The following is an 18,955-nucleotide window of genomic DNA, read 5'->3' on the forward strand; positions in this document are numbered from 1 at the left end:
CGGGGGACCCCGCCGTGGCCATTCTTCCGCAGTGCCGATCACCGTCTTGAGCCCTCCGTTCCGCCGATTCCTCGCCGCCCGCTTCGTGTCCCTGTTCGGCACGTCGATGTCGACCGTCGCACTGGCCTTCGGCGTGCTGGACGCCTCCGGGCGAGCCGCCGACCTGGGGATCGTGCTGGCCGCCAACCTCGGCCCCGGCCTGCTGCTCCTGCTCGTCGGCGGCGCGGTGGCGGACCGGTTCTCCCGGCGGACCGTCCTCGTCGTCGCCAACCTCGGGGCGGGCCTGACCCAGGCCGGTGTAGCCGTCGTCCTGCTGACCGGCAACTACCACCTGGCGCTGGTCACGGGACTGGCGCTGGTGAACGGCGCGCTGGAGGCGTTCGCCTCGCCCGCGTTGCGCGGCATCGTCGCCGAACTCGTCCCGGCCGCCGACCTGCCCAAGGCCAACTCGCTGCTCGCGTCGACGAGGAACGCCGTCCGGATCGTCGCCCCGGTGCTCGCCGGTGCCGTCACGGTCGCCTTCGGCGGCGGCTGGGCCATCGCCGTCGACGCGGGCAGCTTCCTCGCCGCCGCCGCGCTGCTCGCCGGACTGCCCATCGGCACGCGGGCCCCGCGCGGCAGGGGGAGCCTGCTGCCCGACATCCGGCACGGCTGGCGCGAATTCCGGGCCAGGCCGTGGGTGTGGAGCACCTCGCTGTCGTTCTGCCTGGTCAACCTGATCAACGTCGGACCGTGGATGGTCCTCGGCCCGGCGCTGGTGACCGAGCGCGGCGGCGCGGCGGCGTGGGGTCTCGTGCTCGGCATCCGCGCGGTCGGCCTGCTGGCCATGAGCGTGGTGATGTACCGGGTGGTGCCGCGTCGACCGCTGCGCGCGGGCGCCCTCGCCAGTGCCTTCGGCGGGCTTCCGCTCATCGCGCTGGGCACCGGCGCCGACCTGCCCGTGCTGATGGTGTGCGCCTTCGTCGCCGCGCTGGGGTTCACGGTGTCGGGCGTCACCTGGGAAACCGCCTTGCAGCAGCACGTTCCCCAGGACGTGCTCTCGCGGGTGTCGTCCTACGACGACCTGCTGTCGTTCGGCGCCATCCCCGTGGGACTCCTGCTCGTCGGCCCGGCCGCGGACAGGTGGGGCGCGGAGGCGGTCACCCTGGTGTGCGGCCTGGTCTTCGCGGTGGCCGTCCTGCTGCCGCTCACCGCGCGGTCGGTCCGCGAACTCGGTTCCGCCTGAACCGCGGCCGCGGGGTCAGCGGCCGGTGGCGGCCAGGACGGCGGCGGCGATCTCCCGGTGCCCGGCGGCGGTGGGGTGCACGTCGGTGAGCGTGCAGAAGTACGTCAGGTCGCACACCTTCGCGACCGGGGTGGGGATCGGGCCGTAGGTCGGGTCCTGGGTCGTCTCCGTCAGCGGCCCGTAGGCGCCGGTCGCGGCGGTGACGTCGACGAACGTCGCCCCCACCTGCTCGTACTCCGCCTTCAGCCCGGCGTTGAGCCCGTCGCGGAACAGCGGCACCGACAGGCGCGCGAGGTTCTGGCCGTTCGGGAACGAGGGCGACACCCACGCCCCGAGGAACACGTCCGGGTAGGTCAGCCCCACGATCCGGGCGTCGCCCGCGGCTTCGCGCAGCGCGGGCAGCACGCCTGCCAGGTTGGCCCGGATGCCCGCCACCACGTCGGCCGCGCACCCCACCGGGTCCGCCACCACCGCGCACGGGGCCAGGTCGTTGCCGCCGACCACCACGGTCACCAGGCCGACGTGCCCCTTGTTCTCCCGCAGCGCCCGCACGGCGGCGTCGAGCTGGCTGCTGTCCGACGTGTCGACCGCGTCGACCGCGCGGTTGCCGGGAGCGCAGCCCACCTGGTCGCGCAACTGGCCGGACGTGGCGCCGCTGCACGCGACGTTGATCAGCCTGAGACCCGACCGTTCGGCGACGAGGGAGGCGAAACCGTCCCGGCTGGACCCCGCGGGCGCACCCGCGCCCGCGGGTCGGTAGCCGGTGGCGTAGGAGTCGCCCAGCGACACCAGCACCTGCTGGGCGGGCGGCGCGCTGCCGGTGGTGGACGGCGGCGACGCCACGGGGTTCCCGGCGAGGGAGGTGGTGCAGGACGCGAGCAGCACGAGCAGCGCCGCGGCGAACGCGGAACGCCGGAGTCCGGACACACCGACCACTCCCACCCGGAACTCGACTTTCCCGGCCTCCCAGCGTACAGAACGGCGGCTTTCCCGGTCGACCGCGCGGACATCGTCCTCCGCCGAGCGATATCGCGACGCTAGGCGCCCCATGCCAGCATGCCGCGACCCGAGGGGATCCGACTTCGCGGATCGACCGGGAACGCGGACTGGAGTTGACGAAGGTGACGATGCCGCCGACCGGTCATTACGTCTCCACCATCCTCGAGGTGCTGGGTCGCGACCCGGAGCGCACCGCCGTGGAGCACCCCGGCGGATCGCTGACGGCGGACCAGTTCACCCGCTCGGTCCTCGCGGCCGCCGACGTCCTCGCGGGCACCGCCACCCCCGGCACGCGCTCGGTCGTCGCGATCCTGACCGGGATCAACACCCCCGCCACGCTCGCCCTGCGGTACGCGGCGAACCTCGCGGGCGCAACGGTCGTGCACCTGCACTCCACCAACGCCGTGGACCCGAAGGACCAGCTCGCCGCGCGCCACCGGCGCGCCATCATCGCCGCCACGGGCACCACCGTGCTCGCCGTGGACGCCGCGAACCTGCCGCTGGCCCGCCGCCTGCTGGAAGGCCTGGACAACCCGCCGCGCCTGGCCGCGCCGGAACCGCTCGCCGCGGACGTGCTCGACCTGTCCGCGGGAGACCCGGCCGCCGTCGACCTCACCGCGGTCCCCGAACTGCCGGACGAGCCCGCGGTCATCCTCTACACCAGCGGCAGCACCGGCGCCCCCAAGGGGATCGCGGTCCCGTTCCGCCTCCGGCGCCTCTACATCGAGGCCGCGCTCGCGTCCGGGGAGCCCATCGTCTACCTCGCGACGCTGCCGGTCAGCCACTCGACCGGCGGCATGGCCGACAACACCCTGGCCTCCGGCGGGACCATCGTGTTCCACGACGGCTTCGAGGCGGGCCGGTTCCTGGACGCGGTGGAGCGCGACGGGATCTCCCTCGCGGTCATCACGCCGCCCCAGCTCTACGACCTGCTCGACCACCCCCGCGTGCACACCGCCGACCTGTCCGGGCTCAAGGGCGTCATGTACGTCGGGAGTCCCGCGGCGCCAGCCCGGCTCGCGGAGGCCGTCAAGGTCCTCGGCGAACGGCTCGTGCAGTTCTACGGCACCACCGAGACCGGCGGGATCACCATGCTCGGCCCGGTCGAGCACCTCGACCCGGAGCTGCGCCGCACCGTCGGACGTCCGATGGCGGCCGAGGTCCGCATTCACGTCCCGGAGACCGACGAGGTGCTCCCCACGGGCGAGACCGGCGAGATCTGCGTGCGGTCGCCGTTGACCATGCTCGGCTACTGGGGCGAGCCCGAACTCACCGCCCGCACCATCCGCGACGGCTGGCTGCACACCGGCGACCTGGGCTCGCTGGACGAGAAGGGCTACCTCAGCATCCACGGCAGGCTGGCCGACGTGATCAAGGCGCACGGCATCAGGATCCGGCCGAGCACGGTCGAACAGGCCCTGCTCTCCCATCCGTCCGTGGCGCAGGCGGCCGTCTACTGCGTGAAGGACGTCGACCGGCGCGAGTACGTGCACGCCGTCGTGGTGACGCGGGAGGACGTCTCGACCGGGGCGCTGTCCGCGCACGTCGCCGAGGAGCTGTCGGACAAGCACGCGCCCGACGTGATCCGGTTCCGCGACCGGCTCCCGCTCGACGGCGCCGGCAAACCCGACAAGGCCCTGCTGGTGGCGGAGGAGGAAGCCCGCTGATCCCGTCCGCCGTCGGATCGGATTTCGACGGCGGGAAGGGCGGTTCACCGGCGGACGCGACCTTTGTGGACCGTGCCCCCGACCGACCGCGAGGCCGTGTCGCACGCGATACCCCGCCGCTATGCGCGGTGCGCAGACTTCGGCCAGCGGTCGGCCTCCGGTCGCTGGGAGCCCTCGCGGATGGGCGCGCCGCGCCCCCTGTTCTGGAGTGATGCGATGACGCTGGGATACCTGCTGGGTGGCGGCGTGGGCGCCGTGCCGCACGGCTCGGAGCTCTACGACGCGTTCCCCGGTGTGCGGAGCACGTACGAGGAAGTCTCGGACCTGACGGGGATCCCGGTCGAGCGGATGCTCAGCGGGGACCTGCCGGAGGAACTGCGCGAGCGCCGGACCGTCGGGATGGTGCGCGAAGCCGCGATGGCGCTGGCCGTGCACGATCAGCTCGCGCTGTCGGGCGTCCGGCCGGGCGCCATCGGCGGGCTGAGCCTGGGCGCGATGACCGCCTCCTGCCTGGCCGGGGCGGTGGACCGGCCCGCGTTCCTGGACGTGCTGGTGCGCTCCGGCGCGCACGACGAACCGATGGGCGGACCCGAGGAGGGTCTGGCCATCGCGGCGGTGCCCAGCGCCGCCGAAGCCGACGACCTGACCGTCACGGGCGAGGTGTACCGGGCCGGGTACTTCGGCCGCACCGCGGACGACTCGCAGGGCATCTACCTGCTGGCGGGCCACCTGGCCGCGCTGCACCGGCTGGCGGGCGACCGGCCCACCGGGCAGGTGACCGTGCTGCCGGGCCGCGCGGTGGCCGTGCACACGCCCCTGCGCGGCCACCTGCGGGACGCGCTGGCCCCGCACATCGCCGGCATGGCCTTCACCGCCCCCCGGATCCCGCTGTACTCGTGCTTCGACGACAAGCGGCTGATGACGGCCGAGGACGTGCGCGACGTGTTCCTGCGCAACCCGGTGGACCCGATCGACCTGACCCAGGTGACCCGCGCGATGCACGCCGACGGTGTGGAACTGGGCGTGGTGGTCGGCGGGTCCATCCCGGAGGGACTGCTGTCCTTCCCGTTCCCGGTGGTGCACGTGCAGCGCCCGGAGGACGTCGAGAAGCTCCTGCTGACCAGCTATGAGCTGGGAGTCGAACTGCCCGCGCCGGGCATCGCGCCATGACCGCGCCGGACCTGACGCCCGCGCGGTGCCAGGACCTGGTCGACGGCTGGCTGGACACCGACCTCGACGCGTGGACCCGCGAGGTCGTGCGGCGGCACTTCGACCCCGAGACCGGCAGCCCGTACTGGCTGCGCACCGCGTCGGAACTGCCGTTCGACCCGCGCGACATCACGCGGTACGACCAGCTGGCCGACCTCGGGCCGACGGACCTGGACCTGTTGCGGCACAACGACCCCGCCGAGTTCGTGCCGCTGGCCGTCCCCCGTCCGCTGGCCGGCAGGATCTGGGACTCGGGCGGCACCACCGGTTCGCCGTGCCGGGTGTTCTACACGCCCGACATGATCGTGCACCGCGGCGTGTGGCGGTGGTGGTCGTTCGTCACCGAGGGGTTCGAGCCGCACCGCCGGTGGTTGCAGGCGACCCCCACCGGCCCGCACCTGATCGGCAACGGCACCTGGGAGGTCTCCGGGCTGCACGGCGGGATGGCCTACGCGATCGACATGGACCCGCGGTGGGTGAAGCGGCTGATCAGCGCGGGCAGGCTGGCCGAGGCCACGGACTACACCAACCACCTGCTCGACCAGATGCTCGACGTCCTCGGCGGCGATCGCGTCGACTACCTCAACACCACCCCCGCACTGCTGAAAGCGTTGCTGCGCAGGGATCCGGCGGCGGTCGCCCGGCTGCGGGGCGTGCGGCTGAGCGGCACCCAGCTCAGCTCGCAGATGTACCGCGAGTTCGTCGCGGCGCTCGACGGCGGGATCTGCGGGCTGAGCTACGGCAACACCTTCGGCAACGCGGCCGGGCTGCCGGTGGAGCAGGGCGGCGACCTCATGCCCTACACGCCGAACTACCCGCAGGTGACGATGGCCGTGGTGGATCGAGTCGACGGGCGCACGGTGGTGGGGGCTGGGGCGGTGGGGCGGGTTCGGTTGACGGTGTTGCATCGGGATCTGTTCCTGCCGAACGCGCTGGAGAGGGATGAGGCGGTTCGGCATCGTCCGGGGTTCGGGAATTTCGCGGATGGGGTGGCGAATGTGCGGCCGTTGGCGGCGGTTCGGATGGGGGTGGAGGGGCTTTATTGAGGTGCCGCTCGCTGCTGGTTGGGGGTTGGTTGCGATGTCAGGTGTCGTTGGCCTGATCCCTGGACGCCGGGTGTTGGTGGGCTTGTCCCTCGAAACGCTCATGGGCTTGTGCGCTCTTTGGTGCTTGGGGCGGTCTGCTACTGGTTGTTGGTGAATGCGGAGATCAGGCTGTGTGGTGCGTTTTCGCCGTAGAGGAGTTCGTGGATGTCGTCCTCGGTGGCGGCTTCGGTGCTGCGGGGGAACATCGCCTGTTCGTATGCGGTGAGTGCTGCTTCGATGTTGTCGGGGTGGGTGGCGATGGCTTCGCCCAGTTCGGCGCCGTCGAGCATGGCGAGGTTGGCGCCTTCGCCGTTGGGGGCCGCGAGGTGGGCGGCGTCGCCCAGCAGGGTTGCTCCTGGTACGCGGTTCCAGCGGTGTGCGGCCGGTAGGGCGTGGTGGGGGCGGAGGATCGGGGGGAGGTCGCTTCCGGTGATGAGCGCGGTGAGTTCCGGTGCCCAGCCGGTGAATTCCTGTGCGATTCGGGCGATGGCCGCGGTGGGGTCGGTGAAGTCGATGGCGGCGAACCAGTCCTGTGGCTTGGTGAGCGTCGCGTAGCTGTGCAGGGTGTCGCCCCGTTCCCGGTGGGCCAGCAGTCCCTTGCCGGGGGAGAGGGCGTAGAGAGCGCCGCTGCCTACCGCCTTCGCGGTGGCGGGGTGGTGGGTTTCGGTGTTGAAGAGGTAGGTCTCGATGACGGATCTGCCGAAGTACTCGGGTCGCGCTTCGGAGAGCAGTGGTCGGATTCGGGACCATGCGCCGTCGGCGCCGATCAGCAGGCTTGTGGTGACGGTGCTGCCGTTGTCGAAGGTGACCTGGTGGTGGCCGTTGCCGAGGGTGCGGGCGTTGTTGACCCGGTGGTTCCATCGGATGGTGCTTTTCGGGAGTGAGTCGAGGAGCATGCGCCGCAGTTCGCCGCGTTGCACTTCGGGGTTTTCGCCTGTGCCGTCGTCGGGTTGTTCGAACAGGACGGTGCCGTTCCGGTCGAGGACGCGCATGGCTTGGCGGCCCTCCAGGACGAGGTCGTGGAACTCGTCGAGCAGGCCTGCTGCCTGTAGAGCCGGTTGGCCGTTGTGGTTGTGGATGTCGAGCAGTCCGCCTTGTGTGCGCGATGTGGGGGACGGGTCGGCTTCGTAGACGGTGGACGGGATGCCGTGGATGTGCAGGACGCGGGCGAGGACGAGTCCGCCGAGGCCGGCGCCGATGATCGTGACTGGGCTGGTCATGTGGTTCCTCCGGGTCTGGAACGCTGTTCCACAGCTAGACTGGAACGGTGTTCCAGAGATGTCAAGTTGGAACGCCGTTCCAGGTGTGTGCCAGGATGTGCGCATGGTCACCGGTCGGCGAGGGGAACCGCTGTCCCGCGAGCGGATCGTCGAGGCGGCGATCGGGTTGCTGGACAGCGAGGGTGAGGGTGGGCTGACGTTTCGCGCTCTGGCGAAGCGCCTAGTGACGGGGCCTGGTGCGATCTACTGGCACGTGAAGGACAAGGACGAGCTGGTCGGTGCCGCGACCGATGCGGTTGTGGCCGCGACCATGGCGGTCGACGTGGTGGGTGCGACGCCGCGGGAGGTGGTCCGGGCCCTGGCGCTCGGCGTGTTCGACGCGATCGAGGTCCATCCGTGGATCGGCTCCCAGCTGGCGCGTGATCCGTGGAGGTCGCCGATCCTGAGGGTCTTCGAGCAGATCGGGAGGCAGGTTCAGGCGCTCGGTGTCGCGGAGGCCGAGCTGTTCACCGCCGCGTCCGCGTTGTTGAACCACATCCTCGGTGTGGGCGGGCAGAACGTGGCCGACCGGCGGGGTGTGCGGCCGGATGCGAGTCGGGACGAGGTCCTGGACGCGGTCGCGGAGGCGTGGGCGTCGCTCGACGCGGAGGAGTACGCGTTCACCCGGATCGTCGCGGGTCAACTGCGGGACCACGACGACCGGGAGGAGTTCCTGGCGGGGATCGACCTCATCCTCGCGGGCATCACCGCGGGCGTCCCGTGACCGATGCGGTGGACAGCGAGGTCTTCCGGGGCAAGGGGTGGCTCCCGCACGGGTTCCACCTCGACAGCCACCGGCACACCAGCGGGCAGCTGGTGTACGCCGCCGCGGGAGCGCTGGCCACGACGACGGCGCGGGGGACCTGGGTCGCCCCGGCCAACCGGGTGACGTGGACACCGCCGGGGTTCGACCACTCGCACCGCTTCTACGGGCGGACCGACGTCCGACTGGTCACCATCCCGGCCGGTCTGTGCGGTGATCTCGTGGCGCGTCCCAGCGTGTTCGCGGTCAGCCCGCTGCTGCGCGAGGCACTGCTGGCGCTGACCGATCGCCGGGAAGCCCGACCCGGTGCCCACCGGCGGCTGCGCGCGGTCGTGATCGACGAACTCGTCGACACCCCCGAGCAGTCGTTGCACCTGCCCGAACCGCGCGACGACCGGCTGCGCGCCGTCACGGACCTCCTGCACGCCGATCCCGCCCGGTCGGCGACCCTCGGCGAGCTGGGACGCGTGGCCGGAGCGAGCGAACGCACCCTCAGCCGCCTCTTCCACGCCGAACTGGGCATGGGCTTCCACCGCTGGCGCACCGTGCTGCGCATCCACCACGCGCTGATCCACCTCACCGACGGCCGGTCCGTCACCGACACCGCGACGGAGTGCGGGTGGGCCAACCCGTCGACGTTCATCGACGCGTTCACCCAGGTCGTCGGGCAGACCCCCGGCCGCTACCAGGCGGATCTGGGCGACGGGTCGCGGTAGCCGTCCGAGGTTGGCGGGTTTCCGGTATCCGGCGGTCGTTCACCGGTGGTCGTCGTCCGTCGTCGAGTCGAGAGTGGACGCATGACCGAAACGAACGAGCACACCGCTGTCGTGATCATCGGGGCCGGGGTGTCGGGCCTCGCGCTCGGCAACTTCCTGCTGCGCAACGGGATCGCCTGCACGATCCTGGAGAAGCACAGCCGCGAGTACGTCGAAGGGCGGCAGCGCGCCGGGACCATCGACAGCTTCGGGGTGCGCATGTTCCGCGAGTGGGGGCTCGCGGAAGTGCTGGAGGGCGACCCCGTCGCGGAAGCCGAGGGCGGGTTCTGGATCGACGGCGAGGAGATGCCGATCGAGTTCGGGGAGGACGAGAACGACGAAAGCGTCTTCTGCCCCCAGCAGGTCCTCGTCCGCAACCTCACGGACGCCTTCCTCCGCGACGGGGGGGACCTCCGCTTCGAGGCGGCCGACGTGTCGCTGGAGGACTTCGACGGCGAACGCGCCGTAGTGCGCTACCGGGACCCCTCGGGCTCGATGGGGGTCCTCGACTGCGACTTCGTCGCGGGGTGCGACGGCGACCGCGGCGTCAGCAGGGCGAGCATCCCCGCCGAGGCCCTGACCCGGCACTCCCACGAGTACGGCTACAACTGGCTGAGCGTGCTGGCCGAGGTGCCCGCGAGCCCGTCGGGCATGGCGATCCACTCGCGCGGTCTGGCCGGGCTGATCCCGCGCGGCGCGCACGCCAGCCGCCTCTACCTCCAGTGCCCGCCGGACGACACCCCATCGGACTGGCCGGACGAGCGCGTGTGGAGCGAGCTGGAAGCGCGGTTCGGCACACCGGTGGCGACCGGTCCGATCGTCGACAAGCGGATCGTGCCCCTGCGGAGCGTGGTGCACAGCCCGATGCGCCACGGCGCGCTGTTCCTGCTCGGCGACGCGGCGCACATCGTGCCCCCGATGAGCGCGAAGGGGATCCACCTCGCCCTCCACGACGCCGAGGTGTTCGCCCGAGCGGTGATCGGGTGGTCGGCGGACGGGGATCCGAGCCCGCTCGACGACTACTCCGACACGTGCCTGCGCCACGTCTGGAACTACCAGGCGTTCGCGGCGTGGATCACCGAGACCATGCACAACGCGGGCGACCCGTCCTACGCCGGGGAGTTCCGCAAGCGGATCGCGCGGGCCGAGCTGGAACGCCAGTTCACCTCGCCCACGGCGAACCGGCTCTTCGGCGAGCTGACGGCCGGGGTGAACTAGCGGTCGGCGACGCCTTCGACCACCGGGGCGACGGCGAAGTCGAACCGGCCGTGACGGGCGCCCGTGGGACCGCTCGACACCCACGACGCCGCCCGCTCGCCCGCTCGGGTGCCGGACTGGACGCGAGTCCGGATCGGGGTGCTGCGAGAACCCCGCAGCACCCCGATCCATCTGGCGAAGCCCTACTAGGCGATGGGCTCGATCCAGATGTTGCGGAACCGCGGGTTCTCACCGGCGTCGCCGTGGTCCTGCAACCGGATGGGTCCGGGTGAGGCGTCCTCGGGTGAGCTGTCGCCGGTGGTGCCGTTGATCTCGATGTTGTTGTGCACCACCGTGCCGTTCCAGACGACGGTCACACGGGCGTTGTCGGTCTTGGTCCCCGCGCTGTCGAACCGGGCGGCGCGGAAGGTGACGTCGTAGGTCTGCCACGTCAGGGGAGCCGTGGCCATGTTCCGGTCGGGGGCCTTCTTCGTGTAGATCGACCCGGCCTCGTCGCTGGCGAGCGTGGTGTCCCCGAACGAGTCGAGGACCTGGAGCTCGTAGCGCTCCTGCAAGTACACGCCGCTGTTGCCGCGGGCCTGACCGGTGACCTCCGCCGGGTAGTTCGGCTCGTTCCACTCGACGTGCAGGCGGAAGTCGCCGAACTTCTGCTTGGTCCGGATGTCGCCGCCGTTGGACTCCACCGAACCGCCGGACACCGGCCAGGTCGCGGCGCCGCCCGCCCGCTTCTCCCACGCGTTCAGGTCGGTCCCGCCGAACAGCTGGATCCGCTGCGCCGCCGTGACGGTGATCGCGTCCAGGTTGACGTTGCCCGCGTCGGCGTCGTCGAACCGGTAGGCGACGGTGTTGGCGCCCGCGTTGAGGGTCAGCGTTTCCGGCTGGTCCGCCCACGTGTCCCAGTTGGTCGTGCTGGCCAGGCGGACCTGCCGGACCCTGGTGCCGTTGACGTACACGCTCAACGACTTGGCTCCGGGAGCCGGATCGGGACCGTTGGCGTAGCGCAGCGCCACGTTGTAGGCGCCCGCGCTCGGCGCGTTCACCGAGAACGTCGTGGCGGCGCCCTTGTTCCAGTAACCCTCCACGAACCCGGTCGCCGTGTAGCCGGGGTGGTTCTTGGCGACCGCGGCGCCACCGCTGAGCGCGGCGCGCTCAGCCTCGTAGGTCACGGCCGTCGGCACGCCGCCCACCAACGAGTTGAGCGTGTACCAGGCCTCGGTGCTCCACAGCGGAGTGCCGTTCTCGGACGCGAACGGGCGCGGCGAGCGGACGTGCACGACCCGACCGGCGAGCAGGCCGGGGACCTGGATCGTGACGGTCTTGCGGTCGGCGGACACGGTCGCGGAACCGGCCGACAGCGTCTGCTGGTCGATCTTGGGGCCGCCGTAGTCCACGGTCGGCGAGTAGCGCCACTGCTCGACCTGGTACTTGCCCGCCAGGTCCTGGACGGTCGCCGCCGACAGCGGCTGGGTGTACTCGAGCTGGAAGCCGCCCTGCACCGCCTTCATCGACAGGATGTCGAAGGCGTTGGTGCCGTTCGGGGTCAGCTTCTGCAGGCCGTAGGCGAGCTTGCCGGGCTGGCCCCAGTTGCCGCCGCCGTCGATGCCGCCGGTGTAGATCGAGCCGTCCGGGCCGAGGCTGATGCGGCTCACCCCGGACTCGAGACCCTGCGTCATGCGGAAGACGGCGCCCTGGTACTCGCCGTTGACCTTCTCCATGAACACCCGCTGCAAGCCGCCGTAGGTCACGTCGCCGTAGACCATCTGGCCCGCGAACGTGCCCTGCGTGAGCTGGACCGGGTTGCTCGGCGAGTTCGCGATCTCGTTGTGCGGCAACCACACCACCGGCGCGGTGACCGGCTGCGAGTCGAACGGGCCCGCCGGGTTCATGTAGTGGTCGAAGAACCGGTTCGGCTTGATCCGCACCAGTTTCGACGCGGGCAGCCAGCCGCCCTGGTTGTCGGTGACGTAGGCGTCGCCCTCGGGGCCCCAGCCGATGCCGTGCGGGGTCCGCAGACCGCCTGCCACGTAGGTGACCGCGCCGGTGTTCTTGTCCACCTTGAGCGAGGTGCCGCGGTTGGCCGCGGGCTGCGGGTCGGTGGTCGCTCCGCCCAGGTTGATCGCCACGGACAGGTTCATGTAGAAGAAGCCGTCCTTGTACAGCAACCCGAACGCGAACTCGTGGAAGTTCCCGGAGAACGGCCACGTCGCGACCGTGCGGTAGTTGTCGGTCACCCAGTCGCCGTTGGTGTCGTTGAGCTCCACGAGCCGGTTCTTCTCCGACACGTACAGCTTGCCGTCGACGTACTTGATCCCCATCGGCTCCTTCAAGCCGCTGGCGACGCGCTGCGTCTGCACCCGCGAGGGGTCGGTGGTCCCGGTCGCGTTGGTGATCAGGTAGACCTCGCCGACGGTCGTGTCCGAACCGCCCCAGGTCGTGATGGCCATCCGGCCGTCCGGCAGCCAGTCCATCCCGGTCACCTGCGGCTGGAAACCGCTGGGCCGCAGGTTCGTCAGGGTGAAGCCGGGGTAGACGCCGGTCAGCGGCAGGCCGTCACCGGGGGAGTCGGTGCCGCCCACGCACTCCTTCTTGCCCGGCGCGGTCACCCGCACCACACCGGAGTCCGTGCTGAGCACCGAGTTCGGCACCAGCACGAAGGCGGACGCGCCCGGCGGCTGCCAGTCCAGGGTGATCTGCTGGCCGCCCGCGTTGTCGAACTGCTCGATCCGCAGGGCGTGGTAGCCGACGCTCAGCGCGACGGACCCGGTCACCGCCGTGGCGCCGTGCAGGCCGTCGTTGTCGATCACGCGGGTGCCGTCGATCGACAGCCGCGAGCCGTCGTCGCTGGTCAGCCGGAACTGGTAGGTGCCGGCGGTGGTGATGTTGACGTTGCCGGTCACCTCGGCCACGAAGAAGTCGTTGAGGACGAAGTCCGACGTGGCGGTCCAGTTGATCGTCGGCATCAGCTTGTCGACGTTGGGCGTCTGGCCCGTCTTCAGGGTGCACAGCCGGGACAACTCGGTTTGCAGGTCGAAGACCCGCAGGGTCACACCGGCTTGTTGGGGAGGGATGGCGGCGCTGGCCGGCGCTGGTCTGACGACCACCAGCCCCAGCAACGCCGTGAACAGGACTACGAGCAGGGTCAACGGCCGTCCGAGTGGACGGCCGCGTGTAGCGGCACAAGGAAGCATCGTCGCTCCTCAAGGGAAGGCAGGGATCGCCGCGGCCAGGCTGAAGTTACGAACACTTTCGCTTGAAGTCAACGAAAGTCCGTTGGTTTCGACACAAAGTTGCGCCAAACGAGGCATATCGGACCGGTAGAGTTAGGTAACCCACTGAACTAAATGACCGGGTGGGAACCGCGCCCCGAAGACGTCGGGCCGACTGCGCCCGCGCTGTCTCGGCGGCGATTGATCCGAGTGTCGGGAATTGCGCGAAGGGTGTGACCCGCACAACGGGAAACGAACTCCGGTACCACGAATTCGACTTCCGGTGGAGTGATCCCGAATGGCAGGACGACATGCTTTTCCGATCAAGGACTTCTACTCTCACCGGCGCGCACTCGAATTCACGACTGCGCGATATCCGATAGCGAAGCAGGGGGCGGCCATGTCCGAAGAACTCATCGAGGCGCCGAAGAAGCGGCTCGGGCTGTTCGTGGCGGTCGGGGTGGTGATCGTGCTGATCGCCGCGGGTGTCGTGTTCGCCGTCACCCGTGGTGGGGACGACGGGAAGGCGGTGCGGATCGGCGTGGTCGGCGCCAGCGATCCGTACTGGTCGAGCTACGTCAAGGCGGCGGCCGACAACGGCATCAAGGTGGAGGTCGTCGACTTCACCGACTACGCCCAGCCGAATCCGGCGCTGGCCGAGGGCGAGATCGACCTGAACCAGTTCCAGCACATCGTCTACCTCGCCGACTACAACGTCTCGAACAAGAAGAACCTGGTGCCCGTCGGCGCCACCGCCATCTACCCGCTCGGCCTGTACTCGAAGAAGTACGAGTCCGCGGCGGCCGTCCCGGCGGGCGCGACGGTGGCGGTCCCGAACGACGCGAGCAACCAGGGCAGGGGACTGCTGGTGCTCCAGTCGGCCGGGCTGATCAAGCTCAAGTCCGGCGGCACGATCTTCTCCGACCTCACCGACGTCGACGAGGCCGCGTCCAGGGTGAAGGTCACCGCGCTCGACGCCGCGCTGACCGCGACCTCGCTGGACGACCTGGCCGCGGCGATCATCAACAACGACTTCGTCGAGAAGGCAGGGCTCTCCTTCGACAAGGCGATCGCCAAGGACGATCCGGCCGACCCGAAGGCGCTGCCCTACGTGAACGTCTTCGCGACGCGCGACCAGGACAAGGACAACCCCACCTACACCAAGCTCGTCGAGATCTACCAGAACAGCCAGGAGGTGCTCGACGGCGTGAAGGAGGTCTCCGGCGGCACCGCGGTGTTCGCCAAGACCCCGGCAGGCGACCTGCGGAAGTCGCTGGTCGACGTCGAGAAGATCACGGCGGAGCGGAAGTAGCCCGATGGCCATCATCGAACTGGACAACGTGTCCAAGGTCTTCCCGCGCGCTCACCGGGGCGCCACCCCGGTGAGCGCGGTGCGGGACGTGACGCTGCACGTCGAGGCGGGCCAGATCGCGGGCATCATCGGCTACTCCGGCGCGGGGAAGTCCACCCTGGTCCGCCTGATCAACGCGCTGGAGAAGACGACCGCAGGCACCATCACCGTCGACGGCAAGGAGATCACCGGCCTGCCGGAACGGCGTCTGCGCGAGGTCCGGCTGGGCATCGGCATGATCTTCCAGCAGTTCAACCTCCTGTCCTCGCGCACGGTGTGGGGAAACATCGCCTACCCGCTGCAGATCGCCAAGGTGCCCAAGGCGCAGCACCGGCGGCGCGTGTCGGAGCTGCTGCACTTCGTCGGGCTGGCGGACAAGGCGCACAGCTACCCCGACCAGCTCTCCGGCGGGCAGAAGCAGCGGGTCGGCATCGCCAGGGCGTTGGCGACCTCGCCGAAGGTGCTGCTGGCCGACGAGGCCACGAGCGCGCTCGACCCGGAGACCACGCAGGACGTCCTGCGGCTGCTGAAGAAGGTCAACACGGAGCTGGGCATCACCACGGTGGTGATCACCCACGAGATGGAGGTGGTCCGCACCATCGCGGACCGGATCGTGGTGATGGAGCAGGGCCGGGTGGTCGAGGACGGCACGGCGTTCGACGTGTTCGCGCACCCCAAGCACGCCACCACCAAGAGGTTCGTCGGCACGCTGATCGCCGACACGCCCACCGGCGCGGCGCTGGAGTCGTTGCGGGCCAACCACACCGGCCGCATCGTGACGCTGTCGTTCCGCGACGACTCGCTGCCCCAGTCGGAGGCGTTCGCCGAGCTGATCGAGCGCGGCATCGAGTTCGAACTCGTCCACGGGGGCATGGAGGACATCCAGGGCCGGTCGTTCGGCAACCTCACGCTGGCGCTGCGCGGCCGGGACGCCGCCATCGACCTCGCGCTGAGCAGGCTGCGCACCAAGGTGACGACGACGGAGGTGGGGTGATGGACCGCCTGGTCGAGCTCCAGTCGCTGTTCTGGCAGTCGACCCTGGAGACGCTCTACATCGTCGGGATCACGTTGGCCTTCGGCGGGGTCGGCGGACTCGTCATCGGTGTGGCCCTCTACGTCACCCGCAAGAACGGCATCCTCGCCAGCGCCCCGGTGTCGGTGGCGCTCAACGTGCTGGTGAACTTCTTCCGGCCCATCCCGTTCGTCATCTTCATCGGCGCCGTGCAGCCGCTGGCCCGGATCGTCGTGGGCATCGGCATCGGCAACAAGGCGATCATCTTCGCCCTGTCGCTGGCGGCGGCGTTCGGCATCAGCCGCATCGTCGAGCAGAACCTGGTCAGCGTCGACCCCGGTGTCATCGAGGCGGCAAGGGCGATGGGCGCGGGCCGCCCGCGGATCATCTTCAGCGTGCTCATCCCCGAGGCCCTCGGGCCGCTGATCCTGGGCTACACGTTCATCTTCGTGGCGCTCGTGGACATGTCGGCCATCGCGGGCGTCATCGGCGGCGGTGGACTCGGCAACTTCGCCCTCGTGTACGGCTACCGCCAGTTCAACCCGGCGGTGACCTGGGGCGCGGTGATCGCCATCGTCGTCATCGTCCAGGTCGCGCAGTTCGCCGGGAACCTCCTGGCCAGGAAGGTGCTGCGCCGCTGACCGGGAGCGCCGGGCGGGTTCCGCCCGGCGCGCGGCGGCCGTTCCGGTCAGCCGTTCGCCCACTCCGCCGCGAGCAGCTCGTACGACCGCACGCGGTCGGCGTGGCCGTGGGTGATGGTGGTGATCACCAGCTCGTCGGCGCCGGTCGCCTCCCGGAGCTGCCGCAGCCGGGCGGCCACGGTGCGCGGCGAGCCGACGAACCGGGTGTCGACGCGGTCCGCGACCAGCGCGCGGTCCTCGTCGGTCCACTCGTGGGCGTTGGCCCGCGCCGGGGTGGGGAAGGGGATCGCGCCCTCGGCCCGGCGGATGCCGCGGACCCACAGGTCGTACCCGGCGGCCAGTTCCCGCGCGGTGGCGTCGTCGTCGGCGACCACGTCGGCGGACACGGCGACGTGGGGCCGTTCCAGCTCGGGCGAGGGCCGGAAGGCGGCGCGGTAGCCCGCCACGGCCTCGAGCACCGACGCCGGGCTGACGTGGTAGTTGGCGGCGAACCGCAGTGCCCTCGCGCCCGCGACGGCGGCGCTGCGCCCGCCGCTGCTGCCCAGGATCCACACCTCGACGTCCGCGCCCGCACCGGGGACCACGTGCGCCTCGACGCCTTCGGGTGAGCGGTAGGCGCCCGCCAGCAGGGCCAGGATGTCGTCGACCTGCTCGTCGTAGTCGGGCGTCTCGGCGCCGGGCTGCTGGAGCAGGGCGGTGGTCAGCGCGATCAGCGGGGACCCGGCGAGCGTCCCGAAGTCGAACCGCTCCGGGATCACCAGCCCGTTGTCCGGTACCGGGACGACGGGCCGCGGTTGTGGTGCGGCCGGGCGTTCGCGGACCGGTTGCCTGCCGCTGCGCCCCAGCCCGAGGTCGAGGCGGCCGGGGTGCAGCGCGTCGATCAGGCCGAACTCCTCGACCACGGCCAGCGGGGTGCGGTGGGCGAGTTGGACACCCGCCGAGCCGAGGCGGATCCGTTCGGTCGCGGCGGCCACCAGCGCGATCAGCACGGGTGGCGAGGTGCCCGCGACGCCGGGGTTGAGGTGGTGTTCGGCGAACCAGTGGCGCCGGTAGCCGAAGCGCTCGGCGTTCCGGGCGAGGTCGACGGTGTTGTGCAGCGCCTCGGCCGCCGTGGATCCCGAGCTGATCGGCACCAGGTCGAGCACGGACAGGGGGATCTCGGGCATCGGGTCAGCTCCGGGTCGTGGTCGGGCGGTGCGGGGGCAGGGCGAGGTGTTCCCGCAACGTCGTGCCCTCGTAGGCGGTCCGGTACGCGCCCCGCTCCTGGAGTTCGGGCACCAGCTTGTCGACGATGTCGTCCAACGACGAGGGCACCAGGTGCGGGCTGATGTTGAACCCGTCGACGGCGCGGGTGCGCACGTAGTGGGCCCACTCGTCGGCGATCCGGCTCGGGGTGCCGACGAAGGAACGCCCGCGCGGCTGCACTTCGAGCACGAGCTGGTGGATCGAGAGGTTCTTGGCCTCGGCGAGGTCCCGCCACCCCCGGACGCGTTCCAGCTTGCCGGACCGGTGCTCGATGGAGATGGTGCCGCGGGACGGGTCGAGCTCGCCGTCGACCGGCTCGATGTCGGGCAGCGGCCCGTGGGGGTCGTAGCCGGACAGGTCCGTTCCCCAGTACTGCTCCAGGAACGCGATCGCGCGCTGCGGGTTGATCTGCTCGCGCCGCACCCACTCGGCGCGCTCCCGCGCCTCGGCGTCGGTGTCGCCGAGGACGACGGAGGCGCCGGGGAGGATGCGCACCGAGTCGGCGGGCCTGCCGTACCCCGCGAGCCGGGCCCTCAGGTCCTTGGCGTAGGCCAACGCCTTGTCGTACTCGACGTTGGCCGAGAAGACGACGTCGGCGTGCCGGGCGGCGAGGTCGCGGCCGCCCGCGGAGTCGCCTGCCTGGAAGAGCACGGGATGGCCCTGGCGGCTCCGGGGCGTGGTCGGGGTGACGGCGAGGTCGACCAGGTCGGTGTGGCGTTCGACCACGCCGATCGAGCCGGGACGGGCCCAGCTCCCGGCTTCCGGCGTGGTCGACACGGCGTCGTCGGCCCAGGAGTCCCAGATCGCCTTGGCGGCTTCCACGAACTGGTTCGCCCGCTCGTAGCGGCGCTCGTGCTCCAGCCAGCCGCCGCGCCGGAAGTTCGCCCCCGTCCAGGCGTTGTCGGTGGTCACGATGTTCCACCCGGCACGGCCGTCGGAGAGCAGGTCCAATGTGGACAGTCTACGCGCCAGGTCGGCAGGGGAGTTGTAGGTGGTGTTCTGGGTCGCGACGAGGCCGATCCGGTCGGTCGCGGCGGCCAGCGCCGACAGCTGCGTGATGGCGTCGGGCCTGCCCGCGACGTCCAGGGCGTGGACCCGGCCCCGGTTCTCCCGGACCCGCAGCCCCTCGCCGAGGAAGAACGCGTCGAACAGGCCGCGTTCGAGCGTGCGCGCCACCGACACGCAGGTGTCGAACCCGGTGTGCGGGGCGTTGGACGGATCGGCCCAGATGAACTGCGGGCCCACCCCCGTGTAGAAGACGCCGAGGTGCACCAGGGCGTTCGGGTCGTGCTCGTCGCTTTCCGGTGGCCGGTTCATGGC

Annotated in this window: 16 protein-coding genes; 10 read left to right on the top strand and 6 right to left on the bottom strand. The window is 70.8% G+C overall.

The genetic code is table 11. The features are described from left to right. The first annotated feature begins 31 nt into the window (after positions 1-31). Positions 32-1,225: an MFS transporter gene (locus tag RM788_RS50960; RefSeq protein WP_315929030.1), complete on the top strand. Its 1,194-nt coding sequence runs from the start codon at positions 32-34 to the stop codon at positions 1,223-1,225. A gap of 15 nt (positions 1,226-1,240) precedes the next feature. Here RM788_RS50960 and RM788_RS50965 read toward each other — a convergent pair whose 3' ends face one another. Continuing rightward, positions 1,241-2,152: a GDSL-type esterase/lipase family protein gene (locus RM788_RS50965; protein WP_315929032.1), complete on the bottom strand. Its 912-nt coding sequence runs from the start codon at positions 2,150-2,152 to the stop codon at positions 1,241-1,243. Between the two features lie 194 nt (positions 2,153-2,346). Here RM788_RS50965 and RM788_RS50970 point away from each other — a divergent pair, with 194 nt between their 5' ends. The 3 genes from RM788_RS50970 to RM788_RS50980 all read left to right on the top strand — a co-directional run bounded on the left by RM788_RS50970 (position 2,347) and on the right by RM788_RS50980 (position 6,146). Beyond that, positions 2,347-3,891, top strand: a complete 1,545-nt coding sequence (locus tag RM788_RS50970; RefSeq protein ID WP_315934939.1) for an AMP-binding protein — start codon at positions 2,347-2,349, stop codon at positions 3,889-3,891. 216 nt (positions 3,892-4,107) lie between these two features. Continuing rightward, complete coding sequence (locus RM788_RS50975; protein WP_315929034.1) at positions 4,108-5,061, top strand: hypothetical protein; 954 nt, start codon at positions 4,108-4,110, stop codon at positions 5,059-5,061. After that, positions 5,058-6,146, top strand: a complete 1,089-nt coding sequence (locus RM788_RS50980) for a hypothetical protein (RefSeq protein WP_315929035.1) — start codon at positions 5,058-5,060, stop codon at positions 6,144-6,146. Before RM788_RS50975 ends, RM788_RS50980 begins: the two co-directional genes overlap by 4 nt. Positions 6,147-6,283: 137 nt before the next feature. On the opposite strand, the gene RM788_RS50985 is transcribed toward RM788_RS50980, so the two are convergent. Next, positions 6,284-7,405 carry an FAD-dependent oxidoreductase gene (locus tag RM788_RS50985; protein WP_315934940.1) on the bottom strand — a complete coding sequence of 374 codons (1,122 nt, stop codon included), beginning with the start codon at positions 7,403-7,405 and terminating at the stop codon, positions 6,284-6,286. Positions 7,406-7,508: 103 nt separating this feature from the next. Between RM788_RS50985 and RM788_RS50990 the strand changes: the two genes are divergently transcribed. The 3 genes from RM788_RS50990 (at position 7,509) to RM788_RS51000 (ending at position 10,180) form a co-directional block, all read left to right on the top strand. Next, positions 7,509-8,168, top strand: coding sequence for a TetR/AcrR family transcriptional regulator (locus tag RM788_RS50990; protein ID WP_315929036.1), 660 nt, complete (start codon positions 7,509-7,511; stop codon positions 8,166-8,168). Further along, a complete protein-coding gene (locus tag RM788_RS50995; RefSeq protein ID WP_315929037.1) occupies positions 8,165-8,923 on the top strand; it encodes a helix-turn-helix domain-containing protein in 759 nt (252 codons plus the stop codon). Before RM788_RS50990 ends, RM788_RS50995 begins: the two co-directional genes overlap by 4 nt. Positions 8,924-9,004: 81 nt before the next feature. Further along, positions 9,005-10,180, top strand: coding sequence for a 4-hydroxybenzoate 3-monooxygenase (locus RM788_RS51000; RefSeq protein WP_315929038.1), 1,176 nt, complete (start codon positions 9,005-9,007; stop codon positions 10,178-10,180). On the opposite strand, the gene RM788_RS51005 is transcribed toward RM788_RS51000, so the two are convergent. Further along, entirely contained in the window at positions 10,177-10,341 is a 165-nt protein-coding gene (locus RM788_RS51005) for a hypothetical protein (RefSeq protein WP_315929039.1), read from the bottom strand. The two genes, RM788_RS51000 and RM788_RS51005, sit on opposite strands and share 4 nt — an antisense overlap. A 24-nt stretch (positions 10,342-10,365) precedes the next feature. Beyond that, positions 10,366-13,368 (bottom strand): 3-keto-alpha-glucoside-1,2-lyase-like domain-containing protein, encoded by a 3,003-nt coding sequence (locus tag RM788_RS51010; protein ID WP_315929040.1) that lies wholly within the window; start codon positions 13,366-13,368, stop codon positions 10,366-10,368. A 418-nt stretch (positions 13,369-13,786) separates the two neighbouring features. Between RM788_RS51010 and RM788_RS51015 the strand changes: the two genes are divergently transcribed. Genes RM788_RS51015 through RM788_RS51025 form a run of 3 tightly spaced genes read left to right on the top strand, consistent with a single transcriptional unit; the run spans position 13,787 to position 16,390 of the window. Continuing rightward, positions 13,787-14,698 carry a MetQ/NlpA family ABC transporter substrate-binding protein gene (locus RM788_RS51015; RefSeq protein WP_315929041.1) on the top strand — a complete coding sequence of 304 codons (912 nt, stop codon included), beginning with the start codon at positions 13,787-13,789 and terminating at the stop codon, positions 14,696-14,698. A 4-nt stretch (positions 14,699-14,702) separates the two neighbouring features. After that, a complete protein-coding gene (locus RM788_RS51020; RefSeq protein ID WP_315929042.1) occupies positions 14,703-15,731 on the top strand; it encodes a methionine ABC transporter ATP-binding protein in 1,029 nt (342 codons plus the stop codon). Beyond that, the gene (locus tag RM788_RS51025) at positions 15,731-16,390 is read left to right on the top strand and encodes a methionine ABC transporter permease (protein ID WP_315929043.1); all 660 of its coding nucleotides are present in this window, start codon (positions 15,731-15,733) and stop codon (positions 16,388-16,390) included. The genes RM788_RS51020 and RM788_RS51025 overlap by 1 nt, the downstream gene beginning before the upstream one ends. 47 nt (positions 16,391-16,437) lie before the next feature. Here RM788_RS51025 and RM788_RS51030 read toward each other — a convergent pair whose 3' ends face one another. Next, the gene (locus RM788_RS51030; RefSeq protein ID WP_315929044.1) at positions 16,438-17,556 is read right to left on the bottom strand and encodes an LLM class flavin-dependent oxidoreductase; all 1,119 of its coding nucleotides are present in this window, start codon (positions 17,554-17,556) and stop codon (positions 16,438-16,440) included. Positions 17,557-17,560: 4 nt separating this feature from the next. After that, complete coding sequence (locus RM788_RS51035; RefSeq protein WP_315929045.1) at positions 17,561-18,952, bottom strand: NtaA/DmoA family FMN-dependent monooxygenase; 1,392 nt, start codon at positions 18,950-18,952, stop codon at positions 17,561-17,563. Positions 18,953-18,955 lie beyond the last annotated feature (3 nt).

Source organism: Umezawaea sp. Da 62-37 (assembly GCF_032460545.1).
Lineage (GTDB): Bacteria > Actinomycetota > Actinomycetes > Mycobacteriales > Pseudonocardiaceae > Umezawaea.

Bases quoted from the DNA above. Each gene is read 5' to 3' on its own strand.
- RM788_RS50990 (WP_315929036.1), top strand. From the start codon at position 7,509: ATGGTCACCGGTCGGCGAGGGGAACCGCTGTCCCGCGAGCGGATCGTC.
- RM788_RS51000 (WP_315929038.1), top strand. From the start codon at position 9,005: ATGACCGAAACGAACGAGCACACCGCTGTCGTGATCATCGGGGCCGGG.
- RM788_RS51030 (WP_315929044.1), bottom strand. From the start codon at position 17,556: ATGCCCGAGATCCCCCTGTCCGTGCTCGACCTGGTGCCGATCAGCTCG.
- RM788_RS50975 (WP_315929034.1), top strand. From the start codon at position 4,108: ATGACGCTGGGATACCTGCTGGGTGGCGGCGTGGGCGCCGTGCCGCAC.
- RM788_RS51035 (WP_315929045.1), bottom strand. From the start codon at position 18,952: ATGAACCGGCCACCGGAAAGCGACGAGCACGACCCGAACGCCCTGGTG.
- RM788_RS50980 (WP_315929035.1), top strand. From the start codon at position 5,058: ATGACCGCGCCGGACCTGACGCCCGCGCGGTGCCAGGACCTGGTCGAC.
- RM788_RS51010 (WP_315929040.1), bottom strand. From the start codon at position 13,368: ATGCTTCCTTGTGCCGCTACACGCGGCCGTCCACTCGGACGGCCGTTG.
- RM788_RS51020 (WP_315929042.1), top strand. From the start codon at position 14,703: ATGGCCATCATCGAACTGGACAACGTGTCCAAGGTCTTCCCGCGCGCT.
- RM788_RS50985 (WP_315934940.1), bottom strand. From the start codon at position 7,405: ATGACCAGCCCAGTCACGATCATCGGCGCCGGCCTCGGCGGACTCGTC.
- RM788_RS51015 (WP_315929041.1), top strand. From the start codon at position 13,787: ATGTCCGAAGAACTCATCGAGGCGCCGAAGAAGCGGCTCGGGCTGTTC.
- RM788_RS51025 (WP_315929043.1), top strand. From the start codon at position 15,731: ATGGACCGCCTGGTCGAGCTCCAGTCGCTGTTCTGGCAGTCGACCCTG.